The organism is Paenibacillus cucumis (ex Kampfer et al. 2016) (assembly GCF_019748695.1).
In the GTDB taxonomy this organism is placed as follows: domain Bacteria; phylum Bacillota; class Bacilli; order Paenibacillales; family Paenibacillaceae; genus Paenibacillus; species Paenibacillus polysaccharolyticus.
Genome location: NZ_JACLIC010000039.1, coordinates 176115 through 202675, shown reverse-complemented (window position 1 = coordinate 202675; position 26561 = coordinate 176115). Strand labels below are relative to the sequence as shown.

Sequence of the window (26561 nt, the reverse complement as noted above, 5' to 3'; positions counted from 1 at the left end):
TGGAGCATCTATGGACATCATCGTTCTGGATTGGCATGTCTGGAGCGTGGATCATCATTCTTGCATACATATTAGACCGATGCATCGGAGACCCGCGCTGGATTCCGCATCCCGTTATTGGAATGGGGAAAGGCATCTCGGCATTGGAGCGTATTATTAGGGCACGTGTACATACAAATAAAGGACTGAAAAAAGCGGGGATCTGGTTCCCGATCTTGATTGCGGGAGGTTCTTTTGCTGTCACATGGGGGCTTTTGTTTCTATTAGGTCTGATTCATCCGATCTTTGCGGCTGCAGCCGAAATTGTTCTGATCGCAACAACGATTGCTTCCAAAGGGTTGCGTGATGCAGGCATGGAAGTGTACCGCCATCTGAAAGAGCAGGATTGGCCTGGAGCCAGGCGTTCACTCGGTATGATTGTGGGACGTGATACGGCACATCTGGACGAGCCGGAGGTAGTTCGGGGAACGGTGGAGACCGTTGCAGAAAACATTGTGGATGCCATTGTATCGCCGCTATTCTATGCACTCATTGGTGGTGCTCCGCTGGCTATGGCCTACCGTGCCGTCAATACGCTGGATTCCATGGTTGGATATAAAAATGAGAAATATCTGCATCTTGGGTGGGCCTCCGCACGGCTGGATGATTGGGCTAACTGGATTCCCGCTCGCATGACCGCTTTGCTGTTAATTGTAGGCGCATGGGTGCTGAAACTGGATGCCAAAGGCGCAGCGCGTATGGTTGCCCGGGATGCGAGACTACACCCCAGCCCGAATAGCGGTTTTCCCGAGTCGGCAGTCGCTGGAGCACTAGGCATTCGGCTGGGCGGGCATAACGTGTATCACGGCGTTGCTTCATTTCGAGCTTATATGGGCGAGGCTACGCGGCCGATGGAGTCGGAAGATATCGTGCGAACGACGCGGCTGATGTTTTGGTCGGCGGGAGCTTTTGTGGGCCTTTGTTTCATAGCATCCTTGGGTGTGTGGTTAGCAGGAGGTGCGCTATTGTGGTAATTAAAGAATTAGAACAGCTTGGATCAAAACAGTCTCCGTACAAGCGTAGCATCGTATTGATCCGTCATGGAACAACCCAGTGGAATGTGGAAAAAAAGTATCTGGGGCATACCGACATGGGGCTGTTGCCTGATGCACAAGAAGAGCTGGTTCAGCTACGCGAGCAGTGTCGCGAGCTTACATGGAATACGGTGTATTGCAGTGACCTGCTTCGTTGTCGACAGACGCTGGCACACATTGCACCGCAGCTGATTGAACAGGCGAAGTTTGATTCGCGCCTGCGCGAGAATCATTTCGGACAATGGGAAGGCCTGAATTACGAGCAATTGAAGGATAATCTCTTGTACCGGGACTGGATTGATGATCCACACAAGGTAACTCCGCCTGAAGGAGAAGCGTGGCAGACTTTTGCGGAACGAGTGGATTCTTTTCTGTACGAACAGATCTGGTCGGAGCATTCACACGAAAATTCACACAAGACACTTATTGTGACGCATGGCGGTGTCATCCGTTATATGATGTCCCGGCTCATCCATGGCGTCGGGTTTTGGGATACACATGTCATCCCTGGACAGGCTATTCAGATTGATCTTGAAAAGCAAGGGGATCACTGGCTTGGCAGACGAATGGATTTTCCGTACATCGGGTTGTAAGGTGCTGCAATATACCCTATAATCACAACAGAAGTGTGACTCGGACGGACATATTGGGTATGATGGGCTGAGACGCCTGAACTGACGTGATTCGTGCGAAGAGCACTGCGACTATGTTTGACCTGAATTAACCATCTTTAGCGACTAAGGGTCCCGCGTGCCAATCCGTTGTTCATGAAGAACAAGGACAAGTTATCATGCGCACAAGGGTAAAATGGGGAAGCTGGTGCAAATCCGGCACGGTCCCGCCACTGTGAAACAGGAGCCATCCTGTAAGTCAGATTACCAGCCCTGGACGTACAAGCCGGTGTTCCTTCGAGGAAAGGACAACGTTTCGGGCCATTCTGTGCGCATGGACAGCTAGCCGCTGTTACATGTACAGATTGCCGTATGCGAGACGTCATCCCTGATCCTTGTTTTAAGGATAAGGGATTTTTCTTGTTGTACACGATGTGTTGAAAAGTACTATGTTACACGAGGCCACTTCGATTGCAGTACCATTTTCCGATCGCTGTTATCCCCAGATTTTTTGATTCCTTTTCAAAGGGAAAAATCCGGTGATAAATGCGAACACTTCGTTTCTCCAAATTGGTTCTGCACTCTCCGTTAAACGTGTACACGTCTGCATTTTCGTTTCATCTAAACACCAAGATGGGGTAGAGCAATAAGAGTAAGGTAATAAGCAACAACAATAGTACAGATAGAGAAGGGGAGTTTAAATCAATGATTAAGAACTGGAAAGCACTCACATCACTGTTGAGCGCAGCAATGCTGGCACTGGCGCTGGCTGGATGCGGTAATACCGCAACAAAAGAAGGTGCGGGCAGCTCACAGCAACCTGCACAGGAGCAGTCGCAGGAACAAACGCAAACGGATTTGAAAACCCAATATCCACTTACGGTTACGGACGCAACGGGTGAGTCTTTCACTTTTGAAAAAGCACCAACCAAAATCGTCTCTGTATCTCCAGCTGAAACGGAGTCGCTGTTTGCCCTCGGACTGGATAATGAGATTATTGGCGTATCCGACTATGACGATTACCCGGAAGCGGCGAAAACAAAAGCAAAAATGGGCGGCATTAACAAGCCGAATGAAGAATCTGTTATTGCAGCAGATGCGGATATCGTATTCGGAGGCATTTCATTGAGCGAGGATGCAGTGAAAAAGCTGCGTGATCTGGGCATTACCATTTTCAAAACGGATCCTAAATCCATCGACGATGTAATGAATAATATCGAAACCTTCGGTAAAATTACCGATCATCAGGAGCAGGCACAGAAGCTCATCACACAGATGAAGCAGGATGTAACAGATGTAACCGAAGCGGTAAAAGCCGTGAAACCGGAAGAGAAGAAAAAAGTATACATCGAGTTCTCCCCAGGCTGGACGGTAGGTAAAGGTGAGTTTATGGACGAACTGATCAACGTAGCCGGGGGCATCAATGTTGCTGCTGACAAAGAGAGCTGGTATCAGATTAACGAAGAAAATGTTATCGCCTCGAACCCGGATGTTATCCTGTACGCCAATGACGTAGTTGAGGACAACAAGACGCTGGATCAGATCATCAAGGCACGTAGCGGCTGGGATCAAATTACGGCGGTGAAAAACAATGCTGTGATTGGGCTGGATGCTAACTTGCTGAGCCGTCCAGGACCGCGCGTAACTCAAGGGTTGAAAGATGTTGCCAAAGCGATCTATCCTGACCTGTTCAAATGAGCGGAAAGCTGATCCTGTTCGGAACGATGGGCATGGCGCTGCTGGTGCTTACCGTGCTCATCTGCACGGGCATCGGTTCAGTGGCGTTGCCCATCCGGGACATCGCTGGTATTCTCGTTCACAAATTGCCATGGGTGGGCGACTGGATTACACCTGATTGGAACAAGGCCGCCGAACAAATCATATGGAAGGTGCGTTTCCCGCGTGTCTTGCTTGCGATGCTCGTAGGTGCTTCACTAGCAATTGCAGGGGCGGGGTTTCAAGGTGTATTACGCAATCCTCTGGCTGATCCATTCACACTGGGGGTTTCCTCTGGTGCTTCGGTGGGGGCGGCGTTCCTGATATTCTTTGGTTTGCAGTACGCTATCATTGGTATTTGGACACTGCCGCTGGTTGCTTTTTTGACCGGGGTAGTCACGTTATGGTTCGTGCTGTCGCTGGCTCGTGAAGGACGTAAAATACCAACGCATAGCCTCATTCTGGCAGGTGTGGTCATGCAAAGTTTCTTGGGGGCGGTCGTTTCCTTCCTATCGACCATGTCGAAGCAGACAATCAATGAAATTATATACTGGACGATGGGAAGTCTGGCACTGCGCGGGTGGTCGTATACGACCATCCTTTTCCCGTATTTTCTGCTTGGACTGATCTTTCTATGGAGCCGGGCACGTTCGCTGAATGTCTTGGCACTGGGTGAACGTCAGGCAGCGCATATTGGTGTTGGTGTGGACAGGCTCAAGTTATCTGTGCTGGCTGTAGGCACATTGCTAACGGCAGGAGCTGTTTCGGTTTCGGGAGTCATCGGATTTGTTGGCTTGGTAATTCCGCATATTTTGCGATTGCTGGTGGGGCCGGACTATCGCTTGCTGATACCTTTGTCTGCGATTGGTGGTGCGATTTTTATGGTATGGGCAGACACCATAGCTCGCTCCTTGCTGGCACCGACTGAAATACCGCTAGGCGTCGTGACTGCTTTTGTCGGCGCTCCGTTTTTTGCCTATTTGCTGCATCGGAACAAAAAGCTGCAGAAGGGGATGATGCCGTGACGACCGACAAAAATTATGCTGCCGCTTCTCTAGTATCTGTTGTCCGGGCGGGCAAAACATACGGTGAACATCATGCCCTGCATCCTACCGATTGGCAGATCGCAGAAGGAGATTGGTGGGGTGTCGTTGGCCCAAACGGAAGCGGGAAATCAACATTACTCCAGCTTATAGCAGGAACGGAATCGTTAAGTGAAGGCCAGATCAGCATCGCTGGTGGTGATATCGGATCTTACGGCCGTAAGGAACTGTCACGGATGATCGCGGTTTTGCAGCAGGATGGCTTACCCGCAATCTCCTATCCGGTTCGGGATGTCGTCGAAATGGGACGGTATCCGTACCAAAATTGGTTAGGCCGGGAAACGGCGGATGGAGCACGTGTGGTGGACAGAGTGCTCGAAGAGCTGGGACTAATGGAACTTGCGGATCGGCCGCTGGATTCCCTAAGCGGCGGACAACGGCAGCGAGTGGCCCTAGCCAAGGTCATGGCACAGGAGCCGCGATTATTATTGCTGGACGAACCAACGACGTTTCTCGATATCAAATATCAATTGCAGTTTATGGAGTTGTTAGCGGCATGGCAGAAGAAGAGCAGTATCACGATTGTAGCGGTGTTGCATGATCTCAATCTGGCTGCGTTGTTCTGCAATCGTATTTTGGCTTTGCGTGAGGGGAAGGTAGTGGGAGAGGGAACACCTCATAGTTTAATGACGGGAGAGCAGATTCAAGAGATTTTTCGCGTTAAACCTGCGATGGTATCCCATCCGGATCATGCTGTTCCCCAACTGTTGTTGCGGCGGGACATGGATTAAATGAGGACGAGAGAGCCTCTATTTTGATGAAGGAAGTGCTGGTTGAATGAAGACAGAAGAACAGAAGTTGGAGCAAGTATTAAATAAGATTGTTGCTCCTGACCCAACCATTGCTGCCGAAACGTCTGCTCATGTGGATATACTCACAAAGCCACCTGGTAGTCTCGGCAAATTGGAAGACCTTGTGATTCGATTGGCAGGGATGACAGGGCAGGCACGTCCGCGTTTTGATCGCAGGGCTGTGATCGTTATGGCTGCGGATCACGGGGTCGTAGCTGAAGGGATCAGTGCTTTTCCAGCCGAGGTTACACCGCAGATGGTCATGAATTTTCTGGCTGGAGGCGCTGCAGTCAATGTCCTTGCTCGTCATGCCAGAGCGGAGGTGATCTGTGTCGATGTCGGTGTAAATGCTGACCTTGATCACGCTAACCTGCTCTCCCGCAACATTCGTAAAGGCACGGCCAACATGGCTCAAGGAGCCGCGATGACTCGGGATGAGGCGATTCAGGCTATTTTAGTAGGTGTGGATGTCGTTACCGCGGAAGTAGCAAAAGGGACAGGGTTGTTTGTCACCGGAGAAATGGGGATTGGCAACACAACGGCAAGCGCCGCAGTGATGAGTGCGCTCACTGGTATTGCACCAGCATCAGCTGTTGGGAGAGGGACTGGCTTGGATGATGCAGGTATGCTACGCAAGGCTGCTGTTATAAGTCAGGCTTTGAGTGTTAATACACCTGACCCTGAGGATGCGGTGGATGTGCTATGCAAGGTGGGTGGATTGGAGATTGCAGGACTCGCGGGCGTTATTCTCGCAGCAGCGGCCCATCGTTGTCCAGTTGTTATAGATGGTTTCATCTCGACTGCGGCGGCACTAATCGCAAGAAAGCTGGCTCCCCTGAGTGCGGCTTATATGGTCGCTTCCCATACCTCCCATGAGAATGGACATGCGGCTCTGCTACGTGAACTTGATTTGAAGCCGATGCTGGACCTGGATATGCGCCTTGGAGAAGGCACAGGTGGAGTACTCAGTCTGCATCTCATTGATGCAGCATGTCTGATTTTGAATGAAATGGCGACCTTTGCAAGTGCGGGTGTGTCAGACGGAACGAATCAGGCTTCCGACTCTGATTCCAGTGAGAAAGAGCATTCGACTGGTTCCTCCATTTTAACGGTCTCACCTATTCAGGGAGATGGCTCCCGATGAGTGTATTGGTTACTGGCGGTGCTCGCAGTGGTAAGAGTTCGTTTGCCGAACGTCTGTGCATGCAGCGTTCCTCAGAAGCCTGGTATGTAGCCACTGCTCAGGCGTATGATGACGAGATGCGTGAACGCATAGCAATGCACCAGAAGCAACGTGAAGATTCCGGTTACCTCTGGCGTACGATGGAGGAACCCTTGGCTTTGCCTGCTCTAATTCAGCAGATGGGGGAAGGGCATACGGGAACGTCCGCACCAACGATTCTGGTGGATTGCTTGACACTTTGGCTGACGAATGTGTTATTGGCCCATGAACATGACGAAGGTCATATGTTGCAAGGTCATCTGGATGCACTGGTAGAAGCGGTCCAAACCTATCCCGGATTACTTGTGCTGGTTACCAATGAAGTAGGGGATGGAATTGTACCCGAATACAAGCTTGGTCGTGTGTATCGTGATCTGGCAGGTGTTCTTAATCAGCGCATTGCAGCAATCTGTCGTGAGGTGTTTCTCGTGACGGTAGGCATTCCAATCGAATTGAAAAGTAAGGAGTATCGCTTATGAAGCATGGCTCAGCGGGTTCAGCCGTTCCGCAGCGGAAACATGCGGCTGCAGCGGCCTTTCAATTTCTGTCTCGTTTTCCTGTGAAAATGCAGCTCGATTTTGTTCCGCCATTGCTACGCGAAAGTGTGGTGTATTATCCACTGGTCGGTGCTGCAATCGGTCTCTGCGTGTGGCTGGTCGCCGCACTGAGCGGTGCCCTGCTTCCGGCTTTTCCGGCAGCGGTTCTGACCTTGACCGTATGGGTCTGGCTTACCGGGGGATTGCATCTCGACGGATGGATGGATACAGCAGATGGCCTGCTCAGTTACCGCAGCCGTGAGCGAATGCTGGAGATTATGAAAGACAGCCGAGTGGGCGCGATGGGGGTTATTGCCTGTGTGCTGCTCCTTATGATGAAGGCGGCACTGATTGCCGATATGATTGCCCGTGGGAACTGGTTGTACGGTGCGTTGCTGATTTTGCCTATGATCTGGAGCCGATGGTTTATGGTCTATGCCATGTCAGCCTGGCCTAATGCTCGTGGGGATGATGGGCTTGCCGTTCTATTCAAAGGGCTCGGGGAGCGGAATGAAGTCCAGCGAGCACGTAGCGCTGCGATTGGACTTACGCTGGTCTTAGGCGTCATTACAATTGCTGTCGTATGGCTGTTTAAACCGGATATTGCTATTGCCGATGCCATGGTCAGCGGGTTCGGGTCACTCCCTTGGTGGTTGTATCCTGTAACGTCAGTTATCGTACTGCCTGTGGCGTGTTATTGTATAGGGCGATTTGTTGCTACCCGGATCAGTGCCCGGCTCGGAGGGCTTACTGGAGATACATATGGTGCCATGAACGAACTGTTGGAAGCGGCTTTATTGACGGTATTAAGCGTGCTTCAAGGACTGTTTTGGCTGTAGAGGTTGAGTTGTAGAGGTTGGCTGCCCAGAATTTCATTGGAGAATTTTCTTTTGGTTTGAGCATTATCGTTACGTAGCAAGTTAATCGCGCGAAAGACAGGGGTGAGGGACCGTGGAAGATCAGGTAAAACAACCAGCGGCTGTACTCATGCTGCAAGGCACGGCTTCGGATGTAGGTAAGAGTGTCATTACAACGGCACTGTGCCGGATTTTCAAGCAAGATGGCTTCAGCCCTGCTCCGTTCAAATCACAGAATATGGCGCTGAACTCTTATGTTACAGAAGACGGCAAGGAGATTGGTCGGGCGCAGGGGGCACAGGCTGAAGCCTGTGGCATTGAAGCTACGACCGATATGAATCCGATTCTAATCAAACCTGTGCGGGATATGCATTCACAGATCGTGGTGCATGGTGTTCCTTTTGCCCAGATGAGCGCATCGGATTATCGTCAGCATTTCTTACCTGAAGCGAAGCAGACCGTAATGGATGCATTAAATCGGTTGCGAGATACATATGACATCGTTTTAATGGAGGGAGCAGGCAGTCCGGCAGAGATTAACCTGAAAGATCGGGATATTGTGAATATGAATCTGGCGGGGTGGGCCGATGCGCCGGTTATTCTGATCTCTGACATTGATCGCGGCGGCGTGTTTGCTTCGATTGTGGGTACGCTCGAACTGCTGGAGCCACATGAGAAAGCCCGTGTAAAAGGATTTATCATCAATAAGTTCAGAGGGGATCTCTCTCTGTTGCAACCGGGGTTAGACTGGCTTGAAGAACGGACTGGAATACCTGTGCTGGGTGTGCTGCCCTATATAAGAGATATTCAGATCGAGGCAGAAGATTCGGTGGTGCTGGACTCTCTTCGACATGGCAAAAAAGAAGAGACAGAACTGGATATCGCCGTCATTCGTTATCCGCGCATCTCCAACTTCACGGACTTCGATGCACTATCCCGTGAACCGGACGTGAATGTACGTTATGTGACTTCACCGGAGGAATTGGGTAGCCCGGACGCCATTATTTTGCCAGGTACAAAAGATACGATCGGAGACCTGATTTATGTACGGGAATCGGGATTGGAACAGGCGATCCATTCTCACTCAGAGCTTGAACATGTTCAACTTGTGGGGATATGCGGTGGATATCAAATGCTGGGACAACACTTGGTTGATCCGTATGCTGTCGAGGCAAACCAAGCTCAGGAAGCGGTGGGACTTGGCAAACTGCCTTTATCAACAACATTTCTTCAGCACAAACAGACGGTCAGAGCTATGGGGAACGTACAGCCTGAACATCCCATTCGGCTACATGGCGGAAAACAAGTTGAGTCTTCGGCCATACCTGTTAAGGGATACGAAATCCATATGGGTGTAACGGAATGCCACGAACCTGAACAGGTAACCGCTTTGTTTGAGATCGCTCATGCTGGCGGACAAGCATTCTTGGAAGGATGGGGCACATCAGATGGGAAAGTGTGGGGAACGTATCTGCACGGTTTGTTTGAAAGCGACCAATTCCGGCGTTCCTGGTTGAACGGACTGCGTACAGCAAAGGGACTTGCTCCGCTGGAGGAAACATACAGTGCTCAGGAGCGCAAAGAAATGGAGTTTGATCGAGTAGCCACCTCTTTGCGATCATCACTGGATATGCAACGAGTGTATGAGATTATGGGCGTGACACAGCCTGAATAATTAACATGTGCACTTTGTTCAGGACTTATCTGTAATGATCCGAGTGAGAAATATGGATGAATAGCAAAAAACACCCCCATGACCCGCGACCTGTTCAGTCATTGAACGATTGCATCTGGTATGGGGGTGTTTTTTATTAGATTATTTACAATGTTTAATATAGCAAATGCAGGGTTATAGATATGTGATCATTATTGATGATTGTTGATGGATGATTCGATTGAAGCTTAATCAATCATTAGTCGATTTTAAACTTCTTCATCGCTGTTTGCAGCTCGACAGCTTGTTCATGCAGATGGCGAACCGTGCTCGAATGAGAGTCCATCTCGCTGAGTTGCATTTCTGCGGTAGTTGCAATCTGTTCCATGCTCTCACGAGACTTGGATGTAATCTGTGCTGTTTCTTCCACCGAAGCGCTAACTTCTTCTGCACCTGCAGAAACTTGCTGTGTGGAGGAGGAGACGGTTTGAATGGTGAGATTGACGTTCTGGATCAATTCATTGAGTTGCTGGAAGGCTGAACCTGCTTGCTGTACAACAGCAGTTCCAGAACCAATCTCTTGCGTTACCCGGCTCATCGCACTTACGGATCGTTCGGCATCTTCACGAATCGTACCGAGATAATCGGCGATTTCTTCGGTCGCTGTCTTGGATTGTTCCGCCAGCTTGCGGACTTCTCCAGCAACGACGGCGAATCCTCGTCCGTGTTCACCCGCACGGGCCGCTTCAATGGATGCGTTAAGGGACAGCATGTTAATCTGTTTCGTAATTTCAAAAATAGAATTAACAATGGTTCCGATGGCGACGGAACGTTCGTTCATCGTTTCAATATAACGTAGCGATTCGCTAGCAGTCTGTCCGACAAGTTCCATCTGATTCACTGCATTTTGTGCCAGTTGATTGCCGTTAAGCGCCTCTGTTGCAGCTTCATTGATTTGTTCGGATACTTCGGCGGCAGAAGATGCGATATGCATAATTCCTTGGGTGATCTCTTCCATCGCTCTTGCGTTCTCGGATGCACTGGAAGCGATACTGACACTACCTTTTCCAGCTTCTTCGGCAGCATGGCTGGAGTTCTGTACCATACCGGACATGGACTCTACACGCTCAAGCAAGTCATTGGAACCGACAACGACCTCATTAGAGGTAGTTAGGGCACGGCTAATCATTTCTTTGAGATTATGTGTCATCGTCTGGAAGCTGAAGGCCAGTTGGGCGATCTCGTCTTTGCCTTTAATCTGTAGCTCAGCGGTAAGATCACCTTGAGAGATTCGTTTACTATGTTCTACAAGTTTAATGATGGGTTTGGTGACTCTTTTGATCATACTAGTAGAGATGAGCCAGCCAAGGACAAATACCAACGCGGTAATACCAAGGCATAGCCAGAAAATTTGAGCAATTTTATCCTGAACAAACTTGGCATCCATGCTGACGGCCATGAGCATATTGCTTCCCGCAATCGGCATAAATGCTGCTTTATGTACACCATAAGAATCAGAGAAGACCGGGCTGATGACCACTTGTTTCTTCTCGCTTGCTTGTGCCATGGAAGGTTCTACATCAATAGCATCTCCGGTCTTGAACTTGGAGTTGATGCTAGCGACAACAACGGTGGCTTTGCCATCCTGCACGGCAATGACATAAGCCGCATCCAGGCTATGTTCTTTGGATTGATCAGCCAGGTAGGATCCGACCGTCATGGCCGCTCCTTCAGCGCCTGCACCGCCACTTTGGATCTGCAGAAGTTTGGATGAAGATGTATTTTTGTAAATATCCTGAATGGACGTATTCAGAACTTTGTCGAACTGAGGTAGCACGTAACTTTGAATAATATTCATGGATACGGCATAAAAACTGATACTAAACAACAGGGAGGCAACGAGTAACACTAGGAATAACGTGCCCCTGATCTTGCCAGCAACGGTGCGTTTGCGAAACATAGAATCACCCTTTCACGTCATCTTCAATAACATTGTCCCTTATTCCGTTCTCTATGGCCTTTTTTACTAACGAAGAAAGACCTATTTTTTGTATTTACGAAACTCTCGAATAAGCGGATATACCCATTTTACAAAATTAACCGCGGGTTGAATAGCAGAATTTTCATAAAACTGCATAATTATTTTCATCGATCCAGAATGATTAACATGGATATTACATAATATCAATTAATACCTACCAGAATAGTTTGATATATGTTATATTGTTCATTGTCACATTTGAAGGCCAAATATAAATTAGAGAATCGGTTCAACACCGATGATACATGTCTGAGGAGGAACAAAGGTAATGAATACATTTCTATTAATTGTGAATGTAGTGGTCATGCTGGCGCTGCTGGGTGTTCTCTACTGGATGCAGAAGAAACACATCTCGTTTACGAAACGTGTATTTGCGGGTCTAGGTATGGGTGTTGTGTATGGTGTTATTCTGCAATTGATCTACACATCGGGTTCGGATGTGATTACGAAGTCAGTCGATTGGTTTAATCTGGTCGGTTCAGGATATGTTCGTTTGTTACAAATGGTAGTTATTCCACTCATCATGGTGTCGATTATCTCGGCGATCATGAATCTGAAGGGCAAGCAAAACCTGGGTAAGATGAGTTTCTCCATCATCGCTATTTTACTAATCACAACAGCGATTGCTGCAGGAGTCAGCATTGCAACAAGTCTGGGATTCAACCTGACTTCCATTGAGATTCAAGGGGGAGATCGGGAAACGGCTCAAATCCAGAAGGTGGAGGAACGTTTGGCTGATGTGAAGGATCAGACGATTCCACAGCAGGTGCTGGAGTTCATTCCTTCCAATCCATTTGCGGATATGACGGGTGAACGCCGTACGTCTACACTGGCTGTCGTTATTTTCTCAGCCTTTATCGGTGTAGCTGTATTGGGACTGGATCGCAAGAAACCGCAACAGGCGGAAACGTTCCGTGGCATGGTGAATGCCGTCTACGCTGTTGTAATGCGGATTGTCACGCTGGTACTGAGGCTTACGCCTTACGGTATTTTGGCGCTCATTACGAAAGTAACGGCGACCACCAATGCAGAGGAAATTTTGAAGTTGATCAAGTTTGTCATTGCGTCTTACGTGGCGCTGGCGATTATGTTTGTCATCCACCTGATCATCATCTCCCTGTCCGGATTTAACCCGGTTACGTATGTGAAAAAAGTACTGCCAACGCTGGTATTTGCTTTTACTTCTCGTTCAAGTGCGGCAGCGATTCCGCTGAACGTGGAGACACAGACGAAGAAACTCGGCGTATCCGACGGGATTGCCAACTTGTCCGCAAGCTTTGGTGCTACGATTGGGCAAAACGGCTGCGCCGGTGTATATCCGGCCATGCTGGCGGTTATGATTGCTCCGACGGTCGGAATCGACCCTCTGAGCTGGGACTTCATCGTGACGTTGATCCTCGTAGTTATGATCAGTTCGTTTGGTGTGGCAGGCGTTGGCGGCGGGGCAACCTTCGCCTCCCTGATCGTCTTGTCCACATTGAATTTGCCTGTGGCTCTGGTAGGACTGTTGATTTCCGTTGAGCCGTTGATCGACATGGGTCGTACAGCGCTCAACGTGAACGGGTCCATGACATCCGGACTGCTGACAAGCAAAATTTTGAAAGAAAACGATCGGGACACGTTCAACGATCAAAGCCGTGAGCTGGATTCTGCTGCTCACGCGTAAGCTGCGCGAAGCTTGCCGCGCACGGCTTGTGCACTTGGTGAGGCAGCGTGCGCAGAGCGAGCTGCAATAGAGTGGATGCAAGGCCGTCCTTCGGAGACATTCCGGAGGGCGGCTTTTGCGTGTGGGATTGCACCAGAACGTGCAGATGGGGCACGAGTGGTGGGAGTCTTTTTTTCAATAGAGAAGGGGGATCGGGGTGATAGCGGGTATAGAGCGTGTGAGGATATATGTGTTGGGTTAACGGTGTTATGCAACGCTGGAGGGATTTAGTGCTGTTCAATGTTGCAGAAATGTGATAGAGTTATTCATGTTTTGGCGCTGCGCCAAACCGCGGTTCGTAACCATCCCGCGTAATCAAAACTAGGAAGGCAGTGTATGTATTCATGTTTAATTTGGTGTGGGGAGCGGTATTCGTTCTCGTGACGTATGGATTTTTTCTTCTATGTTATCGTCTGTTCGGCAAAAAAGGTCTGTATGCCTGGATCGGTGTAGCAACGGTCATTGCCAACATTCAGGTGACTAAAACGATAGACATTATGGGAATCGTCTTAACGCTGGGTAACACGATGTATGTTAGCATGTATCTGACCAGTGATCTTCTCAATGAAAAGTACGGGGCGGATGAGGCACGGAAGGCGGTATGGTTTGGATTTTTCACATTGATCATGACAACCGTTCTGATGCAGATGGTGTTGTTATTTAATGCGGCACCGACGGATTTTGCTCAGGATTCGATGGAAACATTGTTTGGTCTGTTGCCACGTCTGGCGCTCGGCAGTCTGTCTGCGTATTTCATCAGTCAGTTTCTGGATGTGCGTTTGTTCAGTTGGCTACGTAAAATTGCACCAGGACGTAATCAGCTCTGGATTCGAACGAACGGTAGCTCGATTATCAGTTCCTTTGTAGATACGCTTGTATTCTGCACGGTTGCCTTTGTGTTTATCTATCCATGGGATGTGTGGCTGGAAATTTTCCTGACGACCTACCTGATCAAGTTTGTGCTGACTGCGGTTGGAACGCCGTTTCTGTATGCCGCACGTAACTTTAAATTTGAAGATGAAGCTTAAAATAGGATCGCCACTTCAAATCCCTCTGCGGAGCCACAGTTGCAATATGGACTCTGCAGGGGGATAATTTATACAACAGAATTTGTTTCCTGATAATATACGTCTACGATTACATAAGACAAGGGGGATTGAGCATGTATTCCACACTGCGCTACAAACTGGAGAGCAATGGCACAACCTATGAGAATGATAGCCTTAATGCCTCGGTATTTGTGGACTTGATTACGGATCTGGAATTGCATGATTTTGTCGTTCTGCAACCGTCAGAACGGGTAGAGGGAAGTATGTATTTGCAGGCTGCTTCGCTTGAGGAACCGGGGCAAATGGTGGTAGAGACCCGTTTGCAGGAAGGTGAGAGCGGATTTCGGCATTACAGTTACACCACGGCAGATACAACCAAGGTGATTCAGTGGTTTTTGGATTACTGGGGGAAACAGGAGTTGCCTGAACTGGAGGATTGGCAGGATATAACCCATGAAATGGACTAACGAAGATGGAAGCTGATTGAGCATGGAATACAAAATTTACGCCTGACATAGCAACCCTCTGATCGATTCAGATCGCGATGGATGTGAACTCTAATAGACGCTGATCCCCATCGCAAGAATCAAAATCCCGCAAGCCAAGTTGTCATGGGTTGCGGGATTTTTTGTGCTAATTGAAGTTGCAGTTGTCTCATGTTTTGCGACTGCATACTTGCTACTTGCAGCTTAGTTTGTCAGGATTTGCAGTTCTTTGGGATACGTAGTAAGTACCTCTACACCTGCATCGGTGACAAGAACATCGTCCTCAATACGCACACCGCCTGCTGCGGTGTAAATACCCGGTTCAATGGTAAACACGGTTCCTGCCTGAAGCAGATCCATGTTCTCTCCATGCAGGGATGGATACTCATGCACATCAATGCCGAGTCCATGTCCGACACGGTGCATAAAACGCTCGCCGTATCCTGCATCAATCGTCACCTGACGAGCAGCGCGGTCAACGGATGCGCAGGTAATGCCTGGTTTAACAACCTGTATCGCGGCTTCGTTGGCGGCAAGTACGGTATTATAGATGGTGCGAAGTTCAGGTGAAATGTCTCCGAAGGCAAAGGTACGCGTAATGTCTGACGCATATCCACCAGCGTACACACCCATGTCAAACATAAGCAAATCCCCGTGCTGCAGTTTGCGATCCCCAGGCGTACCATGCGGCAGGCCAGTTTTTGGTCCAGTCAGCACCATTGTATCGAAGGAGGAACCGTCGGCACCGAGTTTTTTCATCTGGTATTCCATCTCAGCGACCAGCTCGATCTCCGTAACACCTGCACGTACATGGGTAAGACCTTGTCGTAGCGTTTCTTCAATTAAGTAGATGGCATGGCGAATACGAGCGACTTCTTCCGGTGTTTTGTTCACACGCAGTGCGCGTAGCAACGAACCAACATCTTCAAAACTTGCACCGCCGAGAGCGGAGTTTAGTTGCTCATAACGAGAGACGGTAACGTATTCTTTTTCCAAACCTACCCGGCCCAGCCGTCCTTGATATCGGTCAAACAGCGAGTAGGGATTATCCGTGTCCGAATGTGTGGCAATGTTGGATACAGAAGAAGCTGCCGCTGCAGCATCCGCGTCCAGTGCAGGCACAATCAGTAACGGGTCTTCACCGCGTGCCAGCATCAGGCCCATAAAACGTTCATGCGGATTGCTCGCATATCCCGTCAGATAATAAATATGTTTTGGATCTGTGATGAGCATGGCATCGAGTCCTTGCTTGGACAGATCGGCTTCCAGTCTGGATAAAGGAGTTTGGTTCATATTAGATATATCCACCTTTCATATGTACGCTCTTTTAAATACACCGTGTTTTCTTAACACTATAGCGTCTGTTTCTTCTATTATAGAAGATGTTGAAAAAATTCTAAACTAGCGGCGACTTTTAAGCCGAGGAATGCCTGTTTTTACCGTTTAGGCGAAGAGTGGCAAGGGTAATACAGGGCGAAACCGCTTTACAGGTGGAACGTTGGCTGAAAGAAAAGACGCATATATACTAGACATATAGACCTTGTAAGACAGACAAACGATACAGAAACACAACGCGAGAGATAATACAGGTACAACATAGGCTTGCAATACATTCAGAAGACAGAGAGACACAGACAAATCGGGCAGCAGACCATGAATCAAAGACTCACACATAAGACTCGTCAGGACTTCAGGCAACATACGAAAATGAGGGAGAGAAGCTGATCCACTTTTTTACTCAATCCAATGAAGTTGAAAGGGGAGTTTAATTCGTCATGAACAATCGATTAACTGTGCCGCTTTATGCCTCATTGCTTAGCATGGCTTTGTTAACAGCATCCTGTGCTCCCGGCACCCCGACGTCAGATTCGCAACGGCTATCTCAAGGAGAAGGAACGGGTCAAGGACAGACGGCAACCGGAGGCAACGCTGAAACAGGTACTGAAGAGCGGGATGAGCAAGGGAATACAGTCGTTCCCTATCAGGCTTCCGTTCTGGTCGAGGGATTGAATGCACCTTGGGAAGTGGTGACGGTTGCAGATGGACGAATGTTTGTGACCGAGCGCCCGGGCGTGATCCGAGTTATTACGAATGGAAAACTGGAGTCAGAGCCGCTGATTGAATTCGAGGCACCCTTTAACGAAGAAGGCGAAGGTGGATTGCTCGGGCTGGAGGCAGATCCGGACTTTGAGAGTAACGGTTATCTGTATGTGTATCACTCGTACTTGGAGGGACAGGATATTGCCAATCGCGTGCTGCGCCTGAAGGTGACGGATGGAAAAGCGGTAATCGACAAAGAGCTATTGACGGGCATTCCAGGCGGGGTCAATCACAACGGCGGACGAATCAAAATCGGACCGGATCAGCTGCTGTATATCACTACAGGCGAGCGTTATGAACCGGAACTGGCACAGAACCGGGATAGCCTTGGTGGAAAAATACTGCGCATCGGTCTCGATGGGTCGATCCCGTCAGATAACCCTTGGCCGAATTCCCCTGTATACAGTATGGGACATCGTAACGCCCAAGGGCTGGCATGGAATCCGGATAACGAATATCTCTATGCGACCGAACACGGTCAGCGCAATCATGACGAGATTAACCGGATTGTTGCCGGGGAGAACTATGGCTGGCCCGAAGTAGAGGGCGACGACGATGATAACGGAACTTATCAGGCTCCGCTGGCGCATAGCGGGAATGATACCTGGGCGCCTTCGGGTGTAGCCTTCATTGCGGAAGGCCCGTGGGCGGGTTCATTAGTGGCTGCGAATCTGAGAGGGGAGCAGCTACTGCGGGTTGTATTGTCCGAAGACGGTACGAAGGTCGAGCAGGTGGTCCCTTTTTTCGAAGATGAATGGGGCCGTATACGTAATGTCACCGCTGGTGAAGATAGTAAGCTGTACGTGCTAACCAACAATCGCGATGGCCGCGGCACACCGCGTGAAGGTGATGATAAGTTGATTGTGCTTACGCCCGAAGGGTAGCGGTTATTTAGCTGGATTGGTTGGTAGATCGGCGTCACAGGGGGAGATTTATAAAAAAAAGCAGGGATTTGACCACTCTGAGTAACTGTAATCAGAGCCAAGTAGCGGACAAATTCACAAAAATAAAATGGCTTACTCCTCATTGATTCGGTTAGAACAACGTTTTTATTGTGAAAAAGCAAGCATAGCTACAAATTAATTGATGGAAAGTCGTCTCCAGCAGGACATTTCTTCAATTCTTTTGTATGTGTCCAGATCGGTATTCATACAGGCTGTGTTGTGTTTATAATTAATCATACCCAATAAAAAACAAATGAGGTGTTCGATATGATGGGATGGTTTACACGTAAAAACAAACAGGAAGATGCGGTTGCCAAAGCGGATCGCGTAATGAACAAAGGGCTTACGGGCATGATGATGAAAGGATTTGTACCAAAGGAACATCGGGATGCCATCAACCAGAGTTTGGACTCGGCTAAGCAGGCACAACTCGCTGCAAGCGGATCGTTGCCTCTGACAGCAACTGGAACCGTGATCAGTGTAACGGATACGGGAAAATTAATTAATTTTGATCCCATTGTGGTGCTTGTACTTGAAGTTACTGAAACGGGTGGTCACACGTATCAACGCACAATGGAAACACTTGTATCCAAGCTGCAGATTCCGCGTGTGGGTGATCGTGTCGGTTTGGGACAGCATCCGGCGAATCCTTCTGAACTGATCTATATGGGACTTCTTTCGGTTTAGGTGGATTCATAGCGATAGATATTAATGCGACTATTCCGAATATAGGAAAAAATTTGAATTATTAGTTTACGTGTTACAGATAACAACGCAAAGGAAACATACACACCGAAGATATAACAAAAGATATCAAATAGTAAAAAGTAAAAAGATTTATACAGCATAAATTAGATAGATAGGGTGATAGAGATGAGTCGTTTTTTTAGAGTAATTGGCTTACTGATGGTATTTGGGACAGGATTTTCCCCGTTCATAGCTCAGTGGCTGTGGGATGATCCGTTTATGGTCATGCAGGCGTGGTGGTTTAAACCGATGCTTTTTGGAGGAATTGGTTTACTGGTCATTTCGTCTATATTCGGTACAAGTTTGGGTCAGCGCAAGATCAAATCAGGATTGCCGGCAGTGGGTGTGATCCAAAGCATTCAGCAGACGGGTACCTATATTAATGAGCAGCCGGAAGTGAAAATGATGCTGAAGGTGTCTCGTCAAGGCCGGGAAACATATGATACAGATTTAAGAACCATTATTCCTCTGACTTCGCTGTCTCAGTTTCAGCCGGGAGCTATCATTCCGCTTGTCGTTTCCGAGAAAGATGAGCGCAAAGTCGGGCTGGATCAGCATGGAACCGTGTCGCAAGAGCATATGCAGCAACTGTTGAATGAAAAGATGATGCAACAAGGTATAGCACCGGAAATGGTAGATATCGCACGTACAGGAGAGAAGGGGTTGGCTAAAATTCTCGACGTTACCCCTATGGGAAGTGGACAGAATGGCAACATCAAGTTACAGCTTAAACTTAGTATTACGAAGCCAAATGGTGAAACCTTTGAGGTGATTACGCAAAAAGAAATCCTGCCTTCTGCCATGTCACAGGTTCAGCAGGGACATATCATTAACGTATTTTATTCGCCGCAGGACCCTTCCAAAGTGGCCCTTGCTCTTCAAGTGCAGGAACAACAGTTAAATCATCTTTTCTCGTCTTAATATTCTCATCTTGATCTGCTTATCCTTAGCATCACTTTAAAAAAAGCTGTACAAAATGGAACTGTAGCATTCTCGCGGTTCATTTCAGGAAATTAGAGTTATATATTCGAGCGCCCTCCCCAAGTCAAAGCGGACGATGAACGGGAACGGCGCTCTTTATTTATATCTCTACAATTAAATTAAGAACGAGTGCTTGAAGAAGAGCGCATCAGCATTTCCCGGAAAGAGTGAAAAAGAGGCTGTGCGTAGTGTTCAAGCTGCTCCCGGCTGGGCTGTCCCTCTTCTGTTAATATATCGTGATCGAACCACACGACAGCATAATCATTGTCATCATTTGGTTTACTCGAATCCCAGCAGACAGGCCCCGCATGATCTTCATAGGAGGCAAATGGAATATATCCCGCCTTAACCAGTAATTCCGATGATGACCAGAGGTTTCGTAATTCCCGCAGGGGGTAGTCAGAAGGTAGATTCGGTAATTCGATCGTAAATCCTTCATAGCGAAGATACACATTCAGAACATATCGGCTACTCAGATAGGCCGTATAGAGCGGCGGCAGAGAGAAAGATGGGCTATACGTACCCGAACCAGGCTTAACATAATTAGCAACTAATTCGTTAATCTGATCTACTGTAATCTCCGAATCCAGCATTCTCCAGCGAACCCATTCCTCTTCATCCACCTCGCCATCATGCATATCCGAAGGAACGCCATAGTCCCCTTCTTCTATTTTGGCCGGATGAGACATTAGAATATCGCGGTGAGGAGAATCGAAATATGCGTCCAGCCAGCTTTTGATGAAAAGTCGATCTTGTTCCAGCACCTCTTTGTTAATCAAAGTGGTCACAACCCTTCAAGATTCATAATCTTATATTTTTATATTCTTATTCTTATATCCTCGTATGCTTTTATTTTAAACGATACCGATTCGCATGCGATAGGAGAACAGCACTTCTTTTGATTTTCCGTCAAAAACAAGCTCTGCCCGGCGTCTGAAATCGTCCGCCATGTCATTCAATTCTGTGGCGCCCAGCTTCAAAGCTGTCTGGAGTCCGCCTTGGCTAAGAGCCAGGTTGGCATAACGCTCAGCTGTGAATGGCTCCTGATGATGGAACATAATTTCCCGGCTGTAACGGAACAGCCCGGATTGCTGGATCTGCTGTAAATGGCCTTCTTTGCTCCATTTATATGCTTGTTGCTCTGTACTCGATAGACGTGAGGCGAGTTCATCCGCTGTACTCACCAGTTGCTGGTATGCTGCTTCAAGTTGCCAGTCCAATACAGGCGGCCAGTCACAGTCGTAGGCAGCAAAAATACCGCCTGGACGCAGTACCCGTGCGAACTCGCGTAAGGTGGATTCCGGCTCCATCCAGTGAAACGACTGGGAGCAGGTCAAAATATCTACACTATCATCCGGCAGGCCGAGGTCATGGGACATTCCCGCCGCAAAGCGAAGCTGATCCGGTTTGCCTGCAGCTTCCCATTTCGCAATGCCAACGGAACGCATATCCTCGCTAGGTTCCACGCCGATTACTCGCTCGGCATAATCCAGCCAGATCCAGGTGGATAAACCTGTACCACAACCAACATCAGCCACGAAGCGTGGCCTTTTGCCCAGATAATGAGTCAAAATATCGACGACTTCGCGGGGAGCAGCGGGTCTGTTTCGATCATACAGTGTGCCAAATCCTTTAAAGCGTTCTACGTTATTGTGTCTGATCTGCTGATTCATGTATGTCCTCCCAACATCGCTAAATTCCTGTCAATCCTAATTTAAAATGAAATGGTATAGATACATACTATATTGTATCATCATACTCGGTTTTGTGCCCATCATCTTCCAGTAAAAGTGCGACGGCCTCTTGATGTCTGCGAAGTAACTCTTTGCGCACCGTCAAAGGAGCAATCACCTTTATTTTTGAGCCAAAGGACAGTAAGAATGAATAAAGCTGTTCACCCTCATCAATTGGAATAGAAACCCTTAGTTTCCCATTCGCTTCTTGCTGAATAATGGCGGGATCCAGCAGATCGTAAACACGATAAGCGATCGTTTGTTCAAACAGAAGTTCGATCGGAGTCTGTTTCTCAGACGGTTGGTTAGACTGTATCTTGATGTCTTGGTTTTCTCCGTGATAAGGTTCTTCTTTAACTCGATCTCCCTCCCCTGTCGATGGCCGAGTATGCTCATATGCGCCGGGCACAAAGCGAAGTTTCGTGATCCGTTTGATTTTGTACGTGACGAAGGTGTCGGGCGAATTGGATGTCATAGGCTGGGGTTGCTTTAGACCCTTGAAGTACCATGTATTGTTTTTAAAAATAAGCTTCACCGGCAACGCCGTCTCCTCACTCGCTTCTCCATTGGAATCGATATAGTGAAATGCGAGCAACTGACTTGCGAATATCGCCTGTTTCACCTGATTAAACAGGTGCATCTCTTGCTCGGGAATACTGCCCCACGGAGAATACTCAAATTCAATCCAGTCCAGTTTATGATCAAAAAGGGTTGTTAACCTGCCCAGCATCCGGGCGCTGTTCAGATGAGGAATGGCGCTGACGCTGTACAAGCCGAGCAAAATTTCATTCTGTTCATCCTCGCTCAGCAACGACTTGTCCATGACATAGTTATCCATCAGATGAATGCCGCCGTGCTTGCCCGTTGTTGTATAGACGGGGATGCCTGCGGCACTCAGACGGTCAATGTCCCGGTAAACGGTGCGAACCGAGATTTCGAACAGGCGTGCAAGCTCCGGGGCGGTTGTTTTCTTTTTTTCCAGCAACAGCAACAACATTCGGAATAATCGGTTATGTTCCATGACCAAATTATATCATGACAACCCTTGTCAGGGTATGGGTGCTACACTTGTACTATAACGTTATAGTTCTCAGCGTATTTCAGTGGATTGAAGATCACAGACGTGCTCTAGTAGCCGTCAACATTTAGAGGAGGAAACGCATCATGAAAATGAAAGATGGATTCTTTTGGGGCGGCGCAACGGCTGCCAATCAGTTTGAAGGCGGATGGAATAAGGATGGCAAAGGGCCAAGCACATCGGATATGATGACAGGCGGAACGCATACCACGCCGCGCCGAATTACACCTGTTCTTGAAGAGGGCACCTATTATCCGAGCCATGAAGCGGTTGATTTTTATGGACATTATAAAGAAGACATTGCGATGATGGCCGAGATGGGTTTCAAAATGTTCCGCATGTCGATCAACTGGTCTCGCATCTACCCGAACGGTGACGATCTGGAGCCAAACGAAGAGGGTTTGAAGTTCTATGATAACGTCTTTGCCGAGTTGAAAAAACACAATATCGAGCCATTGGTGACGATCTCCCACTACGAGACACCGTTTGGCCTGACACAAAAATATAACGGCTGGGCTTCTCGTGAAGTGATCGAGTTTTACATCCGTTATTGTACAACCCTCTTCAATCGTTATAAGGATCAGGTAAAATATTGGCTGACCTTTAATGAAATTAACTGTCTGACAATGCCGCTTGGTGCATATATGGCAGGTGGATTGTTGTTTGAAGGTAAAGAAACATTGACGGACGGCGTAGATCAGCCACAGACTCGGTTCCAGGCGCTGCATCATCAATTCGTGGCCAGTGCCAAAGCGGTGAAGCTGGGACACGAGATCAACCCGGATTTCAAAATCGGCTGTATGGTTGCTTTCATGACAACGTATCCGAACACGTGCAACCCGGATGATATTTTGCTTGCACAGAAGAAAGATCAACTGTCCAACATGATCTGTGGCGATGTACAGGTTCGGGGAGCATACCCAGGATTCGCAAAACGTTTCTTCGCAGAAGAAGGCATTGAAATTCAAATGCAACCGGAAGATGAGCAGACGCTGCGTGAAGGCTGTGTAGATTTCTACTCCTTCAGTTATTACATGTCTCTCGTGGAAAGTGCGGATGCATCGCTGGATCGAGCGGAAGGAAATCTACTGGGTGGTATCAAAAACCCTTATCTCGAAGCTTCCGACTGGGGCTGGCAGATCGATCCGAAAGGACTACGCTATACGCTGAACCACCTCTATGATCGTTATCAGGTACCATTAATGGTTGTGGAAAATGGTCTGGGTGCGGTTGATGTAATTGAAGAAGACGGCTCCATTCAGGATGACTACCGGATTGATTATCTGAAAGGTCATATTGAGCAGATGAAAGAAGCGGTTGCAGACGGCGTTGACCTTATTGCTTATACAATGTGGGGCTGTATTGACCTTGTAAGTGCATCGACTGGTGAGATGAAGAAACGTTATGGTTTCATTCATGTCAACAAAGATAATGATGGCAAAGGTGACTTGAGCCGCACACCGAAGAAAAGCTTCTACTGGTACAAAGATGTGATTGCTTCTAATGGAGAGAAATTGTAATTCAACAGCTGTAATCAAAAGATAACAAAACCCCAACGATCTTTCGGTCGTTGGGGTTTTTAGCGATGATGCATGTAACATGCGACTAGGCGAAGCTTCTGGCTTGTAATTCGGACAGCCGCTGCAAATGACGTCTGTAGAACCAGATACAGGTGAATAACCAGCACCCGCTCAGAAAGTAACCGCCAACGACGTCACTAGGATAATGTACGCCCAGATAAATCCGGCTAATGCCGATCATCAGGATAAAGGCAGCACTAGCTGCAATCATACATACACGCCCGGTAAAGGTCGGGATATGCTTCCAGATCAGAAAAGCAAGTCCACCATAAAGGCTGAACGCCGCCATGGAATGTCCGCTGGGGAAGCTGTAACCGCTTACTTCGATAATGCGGTTAATAGTTGGGCGAGCTCGTTGAAACAGCAGCTTGATCACGGCATTCAATAGCGTAGAGCCTGCAAGCACGATGGCAAGAAAGAGCAGTTCGCGTTTGTGGCGTAGGAAAACATAGAGGATCAGCATAACAATGACCGTAATGACAACGACCTGAAGTTCGCTGCCGATCCAGGTGAAAAATTGCATAAATCGGGTCATGCCATGCGACTCCATGCCTTGGATCAAGTCGATGAGTACAGCATCAAAGCGATGAATCTGGTTATCGCTAATGGACAGCGCAATGCTGATAAAAGCGGACAGGCATAACGCTGCAACGAGCAGCGGAATGGAAAATTTTTTCGTCAAATTGTGCTTCAAATGTTAATTCCTCCATGATGTAAAATGTCTTTTATGTATAGCTTCACCTGTTGAACGAGGGAGATGGTTTAGACGAAGACTTCGATAACAGTACAGCCTTTCCATTCAACCGATGCAGTCAGCAGTATATACATAACCTTTTAACATAGTGTTAACATTCTACAATAAATCAAACAAAAACGAAAATGGAGACGTTAGTAAGATAAGAGAGGCTTCAGGATAACTCAAAGGGGGAGAATGTAAGGATGAGGAGAGTGGGAGCGGCCGTTTTAGTTCTGTTGTTTTTTGTAGCAAATGTGATGGTTTGGCCAGGGGAGCGGGCATACGCGTGCAGTTGTGTCGAATCCAGTGTTAAGGAGAAGTTGGAAACGTATAGCGCTGTATTTACGGGGAAAGTAGTCGAGATCGGAGGCGACTCCATAATCAGTAGTAGGGAATATAAGAAATATACGCTGGATGTAGACACGACCTGGAAAGGCGTAGATGCAAAAAAGACAACCATATTGATTAATAATATGGGCGAAGGTGCCTGTGGAATAACATTGGCAAAAGATCAATCTTATCTTATTTTTGCTAATCAGGATGATAAGGATGGCAAATTATACAGCAGCCTATGTAGCGGTAATCTTCAGATTGAACAGGCTGGAGAAGCAATTAATATGTTGGACAAAGGCACTCCTGTAAGCTCTGATGATTTCACGGACAGCAGCAGTGGATATAGCAATCCGTGGATGATTTCGCTATATGCTGGGGGTGCAGTTGTCATACTTGCGCTGGTAGGTGGCTCGCTGTGGAGAAAGAAACAGCGGAGAGCATAATATTTATAGTTGAAGCATCTGTATTGTTATCATAGAAGAGTTGTATGTGATATATAGAAGGTTTGTATGAGAGCGGCCATATGAAGGACAAGAGCTGCAGTGAACGCAGCGTGCAGTGGAATTTACCTGACCAAACATCCCCTTATGGACCTATATACTCTCCGTAAGGGGATGTTGATTTTTCAGCTGTGTTTTTGATTTCGGTGGGTGATGACCATCCTATTCGGGATGATGCAACTCCATACTAACGCTGGAGCTGTACCATATAATCATGCGCAGTCACACCGAAGACCCGTTTGAAATGTCTGTTCAGATGGGTCAGATCGACAAAGCCGCAGTCGGCCACGGCGGTATAGATGTCTCTATGTTTCTCAAGCGATTGACGGGCATGTTCGACCTTGCAGTTCAGGAAAAATTGATAGGGTGAAAAGCCAGTATGGGCTTTGAATTCACGGATAAATTGAAACTTGGACAGGCCGAATTCAGCTGATAGATCTTCCAGTTTCAGCACGTCTGCGGTGCTGCAAAACATAATCTCTTTTGCTTTGCGAACAAGACTGTCCTGAGGTTTCCAGAGCCTTGCAGGCTGTTCCTCCTGAGCGAGCATATGCACGAGTTCAAACAACCGGGTGCTACACTCGGCTTCGTCCTGTCTGTGCTGCACGGCATCGTTCAGCATGAGAATGCTTCGGGCAAGCTTTGGATCATAGACGATGGGAGTGGAGAAGCGAAGTTCTTTTTTACCCATAATTTCTTCAACTAATTCAGCCTTCAGGTAAAGCATCACATAATCAATACCCTCTTTATCATAGGAACTTCCATCATGTAATTGCTCGCGGTTAAACAACATGACGCCGTTCGGATGTGAGGCCTGATAGTGACCTTCCAGATGATATTGCTGAATACCGCGCAGCGTTACACCTACGGCATATTCCTCATGGCAATGCTTTTTATAAGTAAAATCGGTGAAGCTGGCGGATAGAGCCAGCACGTCTTCTGTTCTTTTGTAGCTAAACTGTTCCATACCGCACACCTCCTCAGAT

The 26561-nt window shown here is 48.0% G+C and carries 25 protein-coding genes and 1 riboswitch; of the genes, 18 read left to right on the top strand and 7 right to left on the bottom strand.

The window, feature by feature from the left end:
- Positions 1–35: 35 nt before the first annotated feature.
- From cbiB to H7T88_RS22480, 9 genes are all read left to right on the top strand, one after another.
- A complete protein-coding gene (gene cbiB / locus H7T88_RS22520) occupies positions 36–1013 on the top strand; it encodes an adenosylcobinamide-phosphate synthase CbiB (RefSeq protein ID WP_221790425.1) in 978 nt (325 codons plus the stop codon).
- Positions 1007–1666 (top strand): histidine phosphatase family protein, encoded by a 660-nt coding sequence (locus tag H7T88_RS22515; RefSeq protein WP_221790410.1) that lies wholly within the window; start codon positions 1007–1009, stop codon positions 1664–1666. The genes cbiB and H7T88_RS22515 overlap by 7 nt, the downstream gene beginning before the upstream one ends.
- A gap of 190 nt (positions 1667–1856) precedes the next feature.
- Positions 1857–1973: riboswitch (cobalamin riboswitch) on the top strand.
- Positions 1974–2389: 416 nt separating this feature from the next.
- Positions 2390–3382, top strand: a complete 993-nt coding sequence (locus H7T88_RS22510; RefSeq protein ID WP_221790408.1) for an ABC transporter substrate-binding protein — start codon at positions 2390–2392, stop codon at positions 3380–3382.
- Positions 3379–4425 (top strand): FecCD family ABC transporter permease, encoded by a 1047-nt coding sequence (locus H7T88_RS22505; RefSeq protein ID WP_221790406.1) that lies wholly within the window; start codon positions 3379–3381, stop codon positions 4423–4425. The genes H7T88_RS22510 and H7T88_RS22505 overlap by 4 nt, the downstream gene beginning before the upstream one ends.
- A complete protein-coding gene (locus H7T88_RS22500) occupies positions 4422–5234 on the top strand; it encodes an ABC transporter ATP-binding protein (RefSeq protein WP_221790404.1) in 813 nt (270 codons plus the stop codon). Before H7T88_RS22505 ends, H7T88_RS22500 begins: the two co-directional genes overlap by 4 nt.
- Positions 5235–5280: 46 nt before the next feature.
- The gene (gene cobT / locus H7T88_RS22495) at positions 5281–6438 is read left to right on the top strand and encodes a nicotinate-nucleotide--dimethylbenzimidazole phosphoribosyltransferase (protein ID WP_221790402.1); all 1158 of its coding nucleotides are present in this window, start codon (positions 5281–5283) and stop codon (positions 6436–6438) included.
- Positions 6435–6995, top strand: a complete 561-nt coding sequence (cobU, locus tag H7T88_RS22490; RefSeq protein WP_221790400.1) for a bifunctional adenosylcobinamide kinase/adenosylcobinamide-phosphate guanylyltransferase — start codon at positions 6435–6437, stop codon at positions 6993–6995. Before cobT ends, cobU begins: the two co-directional genes overlap by 4 nt.
- Positions 6992–7891 carry an adenosylcobinamide-GDP ribazoletransferase gene (gene cobS / locus H7T88_RS22485; protein WP_154958474.1) on the top strand — a complete coding sequence of 300 codons (900 nt, stop codon included), beginning with the start codon at positions 6992–6994 and terminating at the stop codon, positions 7889–7891. Before cobU ends, cobS begins: the two co-directional genes overlap by 4 nt.
- A gap of 148 nt (positions 7892–8039) precedes the next feature.
- Positions 8040–9584, top strand: a complete 1545-nt coding sequence (locus tag H7T88_RS22480; protein WP_221790424.1) for a cobyric acid synthase — start codon at positions 8040–8042, stop codon at positions 9582–9584.
- 238 nt (positions 9585–9822) lie between these two features.
- Here H7T88_RS22480 and H7T88_RS22475 read toward each other — a convergent pair whose 3' ends face one another.
- Positions 9823–11523 (bottom strand): methyl-accepting chemotaxis protein, encoded by a 1701-nt coding sequence (locus H7T88_RS22475; RefSeq protein ID WP_154982784.1) that lies wholly within the window; start codon positions 11521–11523, stop codon positions 9823–9825.
- A gap of 349 nt (positions 11524–11872) precedes the next feature.
- Between H7T88_RS22475 and H7T88_RS22470 the strand changes: the two genes are divergently transcribed.
- The 4 genes from H7T88_RS22470 to H7T88_RS22455 all read left to right on the top strand — a co-directional run bounded on the left by H7T88_RS22470 (position 11873) and on the right by H7T88_RS22455 (position 14825).
- Entirely contained in the window at positions 11873–13270 is a 1398-nt protein-coding gene (locus H7T88_RS22470; RefSeq protein WP_090918005.1) for an L-cystine transporter, read from the top strand.
- Between the two features lie 12 nt (positions 13271–13282).
- Entirely contained in the window at positions 13283–13540 is a 258-nt protein-coding gene (locus H7T88_RS22465; RefSeq protein WP_221790398.1) for a hypothetical protein, read from the top strand.
- Between the two features lie 113 nt (positions 13541–13653).
- On the top strand, positions 13654–14337 hold the full coding sequence (locus tag H7T88_RS22460; protein ID WP_221790396.1) for a queuosine precursor transporter: 684 nt from the start codon (positions 13654–13656) through the stop codon (positions 14335–14337).
- Positions 14338–14471: 134 nt separating this feature from the next.
- Positions 14472–14825 carry a hypothetical protein gene (locus tag H7T88_RS22455; protein ID WP_154958471.1) on the top strand — a complete coding sequence of 118 codons (354 nt, stop codon included), beginning with the start codon at positions 14472–14474 and terminating at the stop codon, positions 14823–14825.
- Positions 14826–15047: 222 nt separating this feature from the next.
- Here the strand turns inward: H7T88_RS22455 and H7T88_RS22450 are convergent, their stop codons facing one another.
- On the bottom strand, positions 15048–16136 hold the full coding sequence (locus H7T88_RS22450) for a M24 family metallopeptidase (RefSeq protein WP_221790394.1): 1089 nt from the start codon (positions 16134–16136) through the stop codon (positions 15048–15050).
- Between the two features lie 482 nt (positions 16137–16618).
- Between H7T88_RS22450 and H7T88_RS22445 the strand changes: the two genes are divergently transcribed.
- The 3 genes from H7T88_RS22445 to H7T88_RS22435 all read left to right on the top strand — a co-directional run bounded on the left by H7T88_RS22445 (position 16619) and on the right by H7T88_RS22435 (position 19555).
- On the top strand, positions 16619–17827 hold the full coding sequence (locus tag H7T88_RS22445) for a PQQ-dependent sugar dehydrogenase (protein ID WP_221790392.1): 1209 nt from the start codon (positions 16619–16621) through the stop codon (positions 17825–17827).
- A 327-nt stretch (positions 17828–18154) separates the two neighbouring features.
- Positions 18155–18574, top strand: a complete 420-nt coding sequence (locus tag H7T88_RS22440; protein ID WP_186809599.1) for a hypothetical protein — start codon at positions 18155–18157, stop codon at positions 18572–18574.
- A gap of 186 nt (positions 18575–18760) precedes the next feature.
- The gene (locus H7T88_RS22435) at positions 18761–19555 is read left to right on the top strand and encodes a hypothetical protein (RefSeq protein WP_221790390.1); all 795 of its coding nucleotides are present in this window, start codon (positions 18761–18763) and stop codon (positions 19553–19555) included.
- 179 nt (positions 19556–19734) lie between these two features.
- Here H7T88_RS22435 and H7T88_RS22430 read toward each other — a convergent pair whose 3' ends face one another.
- The 3 genes from H7T88_RS22430 to H7T88_RS22420 all read right to left on the bottom strand — a co-directional run bounded on the left by H7T88_RS22430 (position 19735) and on the right by H7T88_RS22420 (position 22369).
- Entirely contained in the window at positions 19735–20394 is a 660-nt protein-coding gene (locus tag H7T88_RS22430; RefSeq protein WP_221790388.1) for a hypothetical protein, read from the bottom strand.
- Between the two features lie 75 nt (positions 20395–20469).
- Positions 20470–21288 carry a class I SAM-dependent methyltransferase gene (locus H7T88_RS22425; RefSeq protein ID WP_221790386.1) on the bottom strand — a complete coding sequence of 273 codons (819 nt, stop codon included), beginning with the start codon at positions 21286–21288 and terminating at the stop codon, positions 20470–20472.
- Between the two features lie 67 nt (positions 21289–21355).
- The gene (locus H7T88_RS22420) at positions 21356–22369 is read right to left on the bottom strand and encodes a helix-turn-helix transcriptional regulator (RefSeq protein ID WP_221790384.1); all 1014 of its coding nucleotides are present in this window, start codon (positions 22367–22369) and stop codon (positions 21356–21358) included.
- Between the two features lie 143 nt (positions 22370–22512).
- On the opposite strand from H7T88_RS22420, the gene H7T88_RS22415 reads away from it, so the two are divergent.
- Positions 22513–23946 carry a glycoside hydrolase family 1 protein gene (locus H7T88_RS22415; RefSeq protein ID WP_221790383.1) on the top strand — a complete coding sequence of 478 codons (1434 nt, stop codon included), beginning with the start codon at positions 22513–22515 and terminating at the stop codon, positions 23944–23946.
- An 85-nt stretch (positions 23947–24031) separates the two neighbouring features.
- Here the strand turns inward: H7T88_RS22415 and H7T88_RS22410 are convergent, their stop codons facing one another.
- Entirely contained in the window at positions 24032–24700 is a 669-nt protein-coding gene (locus H7T88_RS22410) for a phosphatase PAP2 family protein (protein WP_221790382.1), read from the bottom strand.
- A 245-nt stretch (positions 24701–24945) separates the two neighbouring features.
- On the opposite strand from H7T88_RS22410, the gene H7T88_RS22405 reads away from it, so the two are divergent.
- Complete coding sequence (locus tag H7T88_RS22405; protein WP_221790381.1) at positions 24946–25518, top strand: netrin-like domain-containing protein; 573 nt, start codon at positions 24946–24948, stop codon at positions 25516–25518.
- Between the two features lie 244 nt (positions 25519–25762).
- On the opposite strand, the gene H7T88_RS22400 is transcribed toward H7T88_RS22405, so the two are convergent.
- Positions 25763–26542, bottom strand: coding sequence for an AraC family transcriptional regulator (locus H7T88_RS22400; protein ID WP_221790380.1), 780 nt, complete (start codon positions 26540–26542; stop codon positions 25763–25765).
- Between the last annotated feature and the right edge of the window lie 19 nt (positions 26543–26561).

Coding starts and splice junctions, on each gene's coding strand:
- cbiB (WP_221790425.1), top strand. CDS start 36: ATGTCTGGAGCGTGGATCATCATTCTTGCATACATATTAGACCGATGC.
- H7T88_RS22510 (WP_221790408.1), top strand. CDS start 2,390: ATGATTAAGAACTGGAAAGCACTCACATCACTGTTGAGCGCAGCAATG.
- H7T88_RS22505 (WP_221790406.1), top strand. CDS start 3,379: ATGAGCGGAAAGCTGATCCTGTTCGGAACGATGGGCATGGCGCTGCTG.
- cobT (WP_221790402.1), top strand. CDS start 5,281: ATGAAGACAGAAGAACAGAAGTTGGAGCAAGTATTAAATAAGATTGTT.
- cobU (WP_221790400.1), top strand. CDS start 6,435: ATGAGTGTATTGGTTACTGGCGGTGCTCGCAGTGGTAAGAGTTCGTTT.
- cobS (WP_154958474.1), top strand. CDS start 6,992: ATGAAGCATGGCTCAGCGGGTTCAGCCGTTCCGCAGCGGAAACATGCG.
- H7T88_RS22480 (WP_221790424.1), top strand. CDS start 8,040: ATGCTGCAAGGCACGGCTTCGGATGTAGGTAAGAGTGTCATTACAACG.
- H7T88_RS22475 (WP_154982784.1), bottom strand. CDS start 11,523: ATGTTTCGCAAACGCACCGTTGCTGGCAAGATCAGGGGCACGTTATTC.
- H7T88_RS22470 (WP_090918005.1), top strand. CDS start 11,873: ATGAATACATTTCTATTAATTGTGAATGTAGTGGTCATGCTGGCGCTG.
- H7T88_RS22460 (WP_221790396.1), top strand. CDS start 13,654: ATGTTTAATTTGGTGTGGGGAGCGGTATTCGTTCTCGTGACGTATGGA.
- H7T88_RS22455 (WP_154958471.1), top strand. CDS start 14,472: ATGTATTCCACACTGCGCTACAAACTGGAGAGCAATGGCACAACCTAT.
- H7T88_RS22450 (WP_221790394.1), bottom strand. CDS start 16,136: ATGAACCAAACTCCTTTATCCAGACTGGAAGCCGATCTGTCCAAGCAA.
- H7T88_RS22445 (WP_221790392.1), top strand. CDS start 16,619: ATGAACAATCGATTAACTGTGCCGCTTTATGCCTCATTGCTTAGCATG.
- H7T88_RS22440 (WP_186809599.1), top strand. CDS start 18,155: ATGATGGGATGGTTTACACGTAAAAACAAACAGGAAGATGCGGTTGCC.
- H7T88_RS22435 (WP_221790390.1), top strand. CDS start 18,761: ATGAGTCGTTTTTTTAGAGTAATTGGCTTACTGATGGTATTTGGGACA.
- H7T88_RS22425 (WP_221790386.1), bottom strand. CDS start 21,288: ATGAATCAGCAGATCAGACACAATAACGTAGAACGCTTTAAAGGATTT.
- H7T88_RS22420 (WP_221790384.1), bottom strand. CDS start 22,369: ATGGAACATAACCGATTATTCCGAATGTTGTTGCTGTTGCTGGAAAAA.
- H7T88_RS22415 (WP_221790383.1), top strand. CDS start 22,513: ATGAAAATGAAAGATGGATTCTTTTGGGGCGGCGCAACGGCTGCCAAT.
- H7T88_RS22405 (WP_221790381.1), top strand. CDS start 24,946: ATGAGGAGAGTGGGAGCGGCCGTTTTAGTTCTGTTGTTTTTTGTAGCA.
- H7T88_RS22400 (WP_221790380.1), bottom strand. CDS start 26,542: ATGGAACAGTTTAGCTACAAAAGAACAGAAGACGTGCTGGCTCTATCC.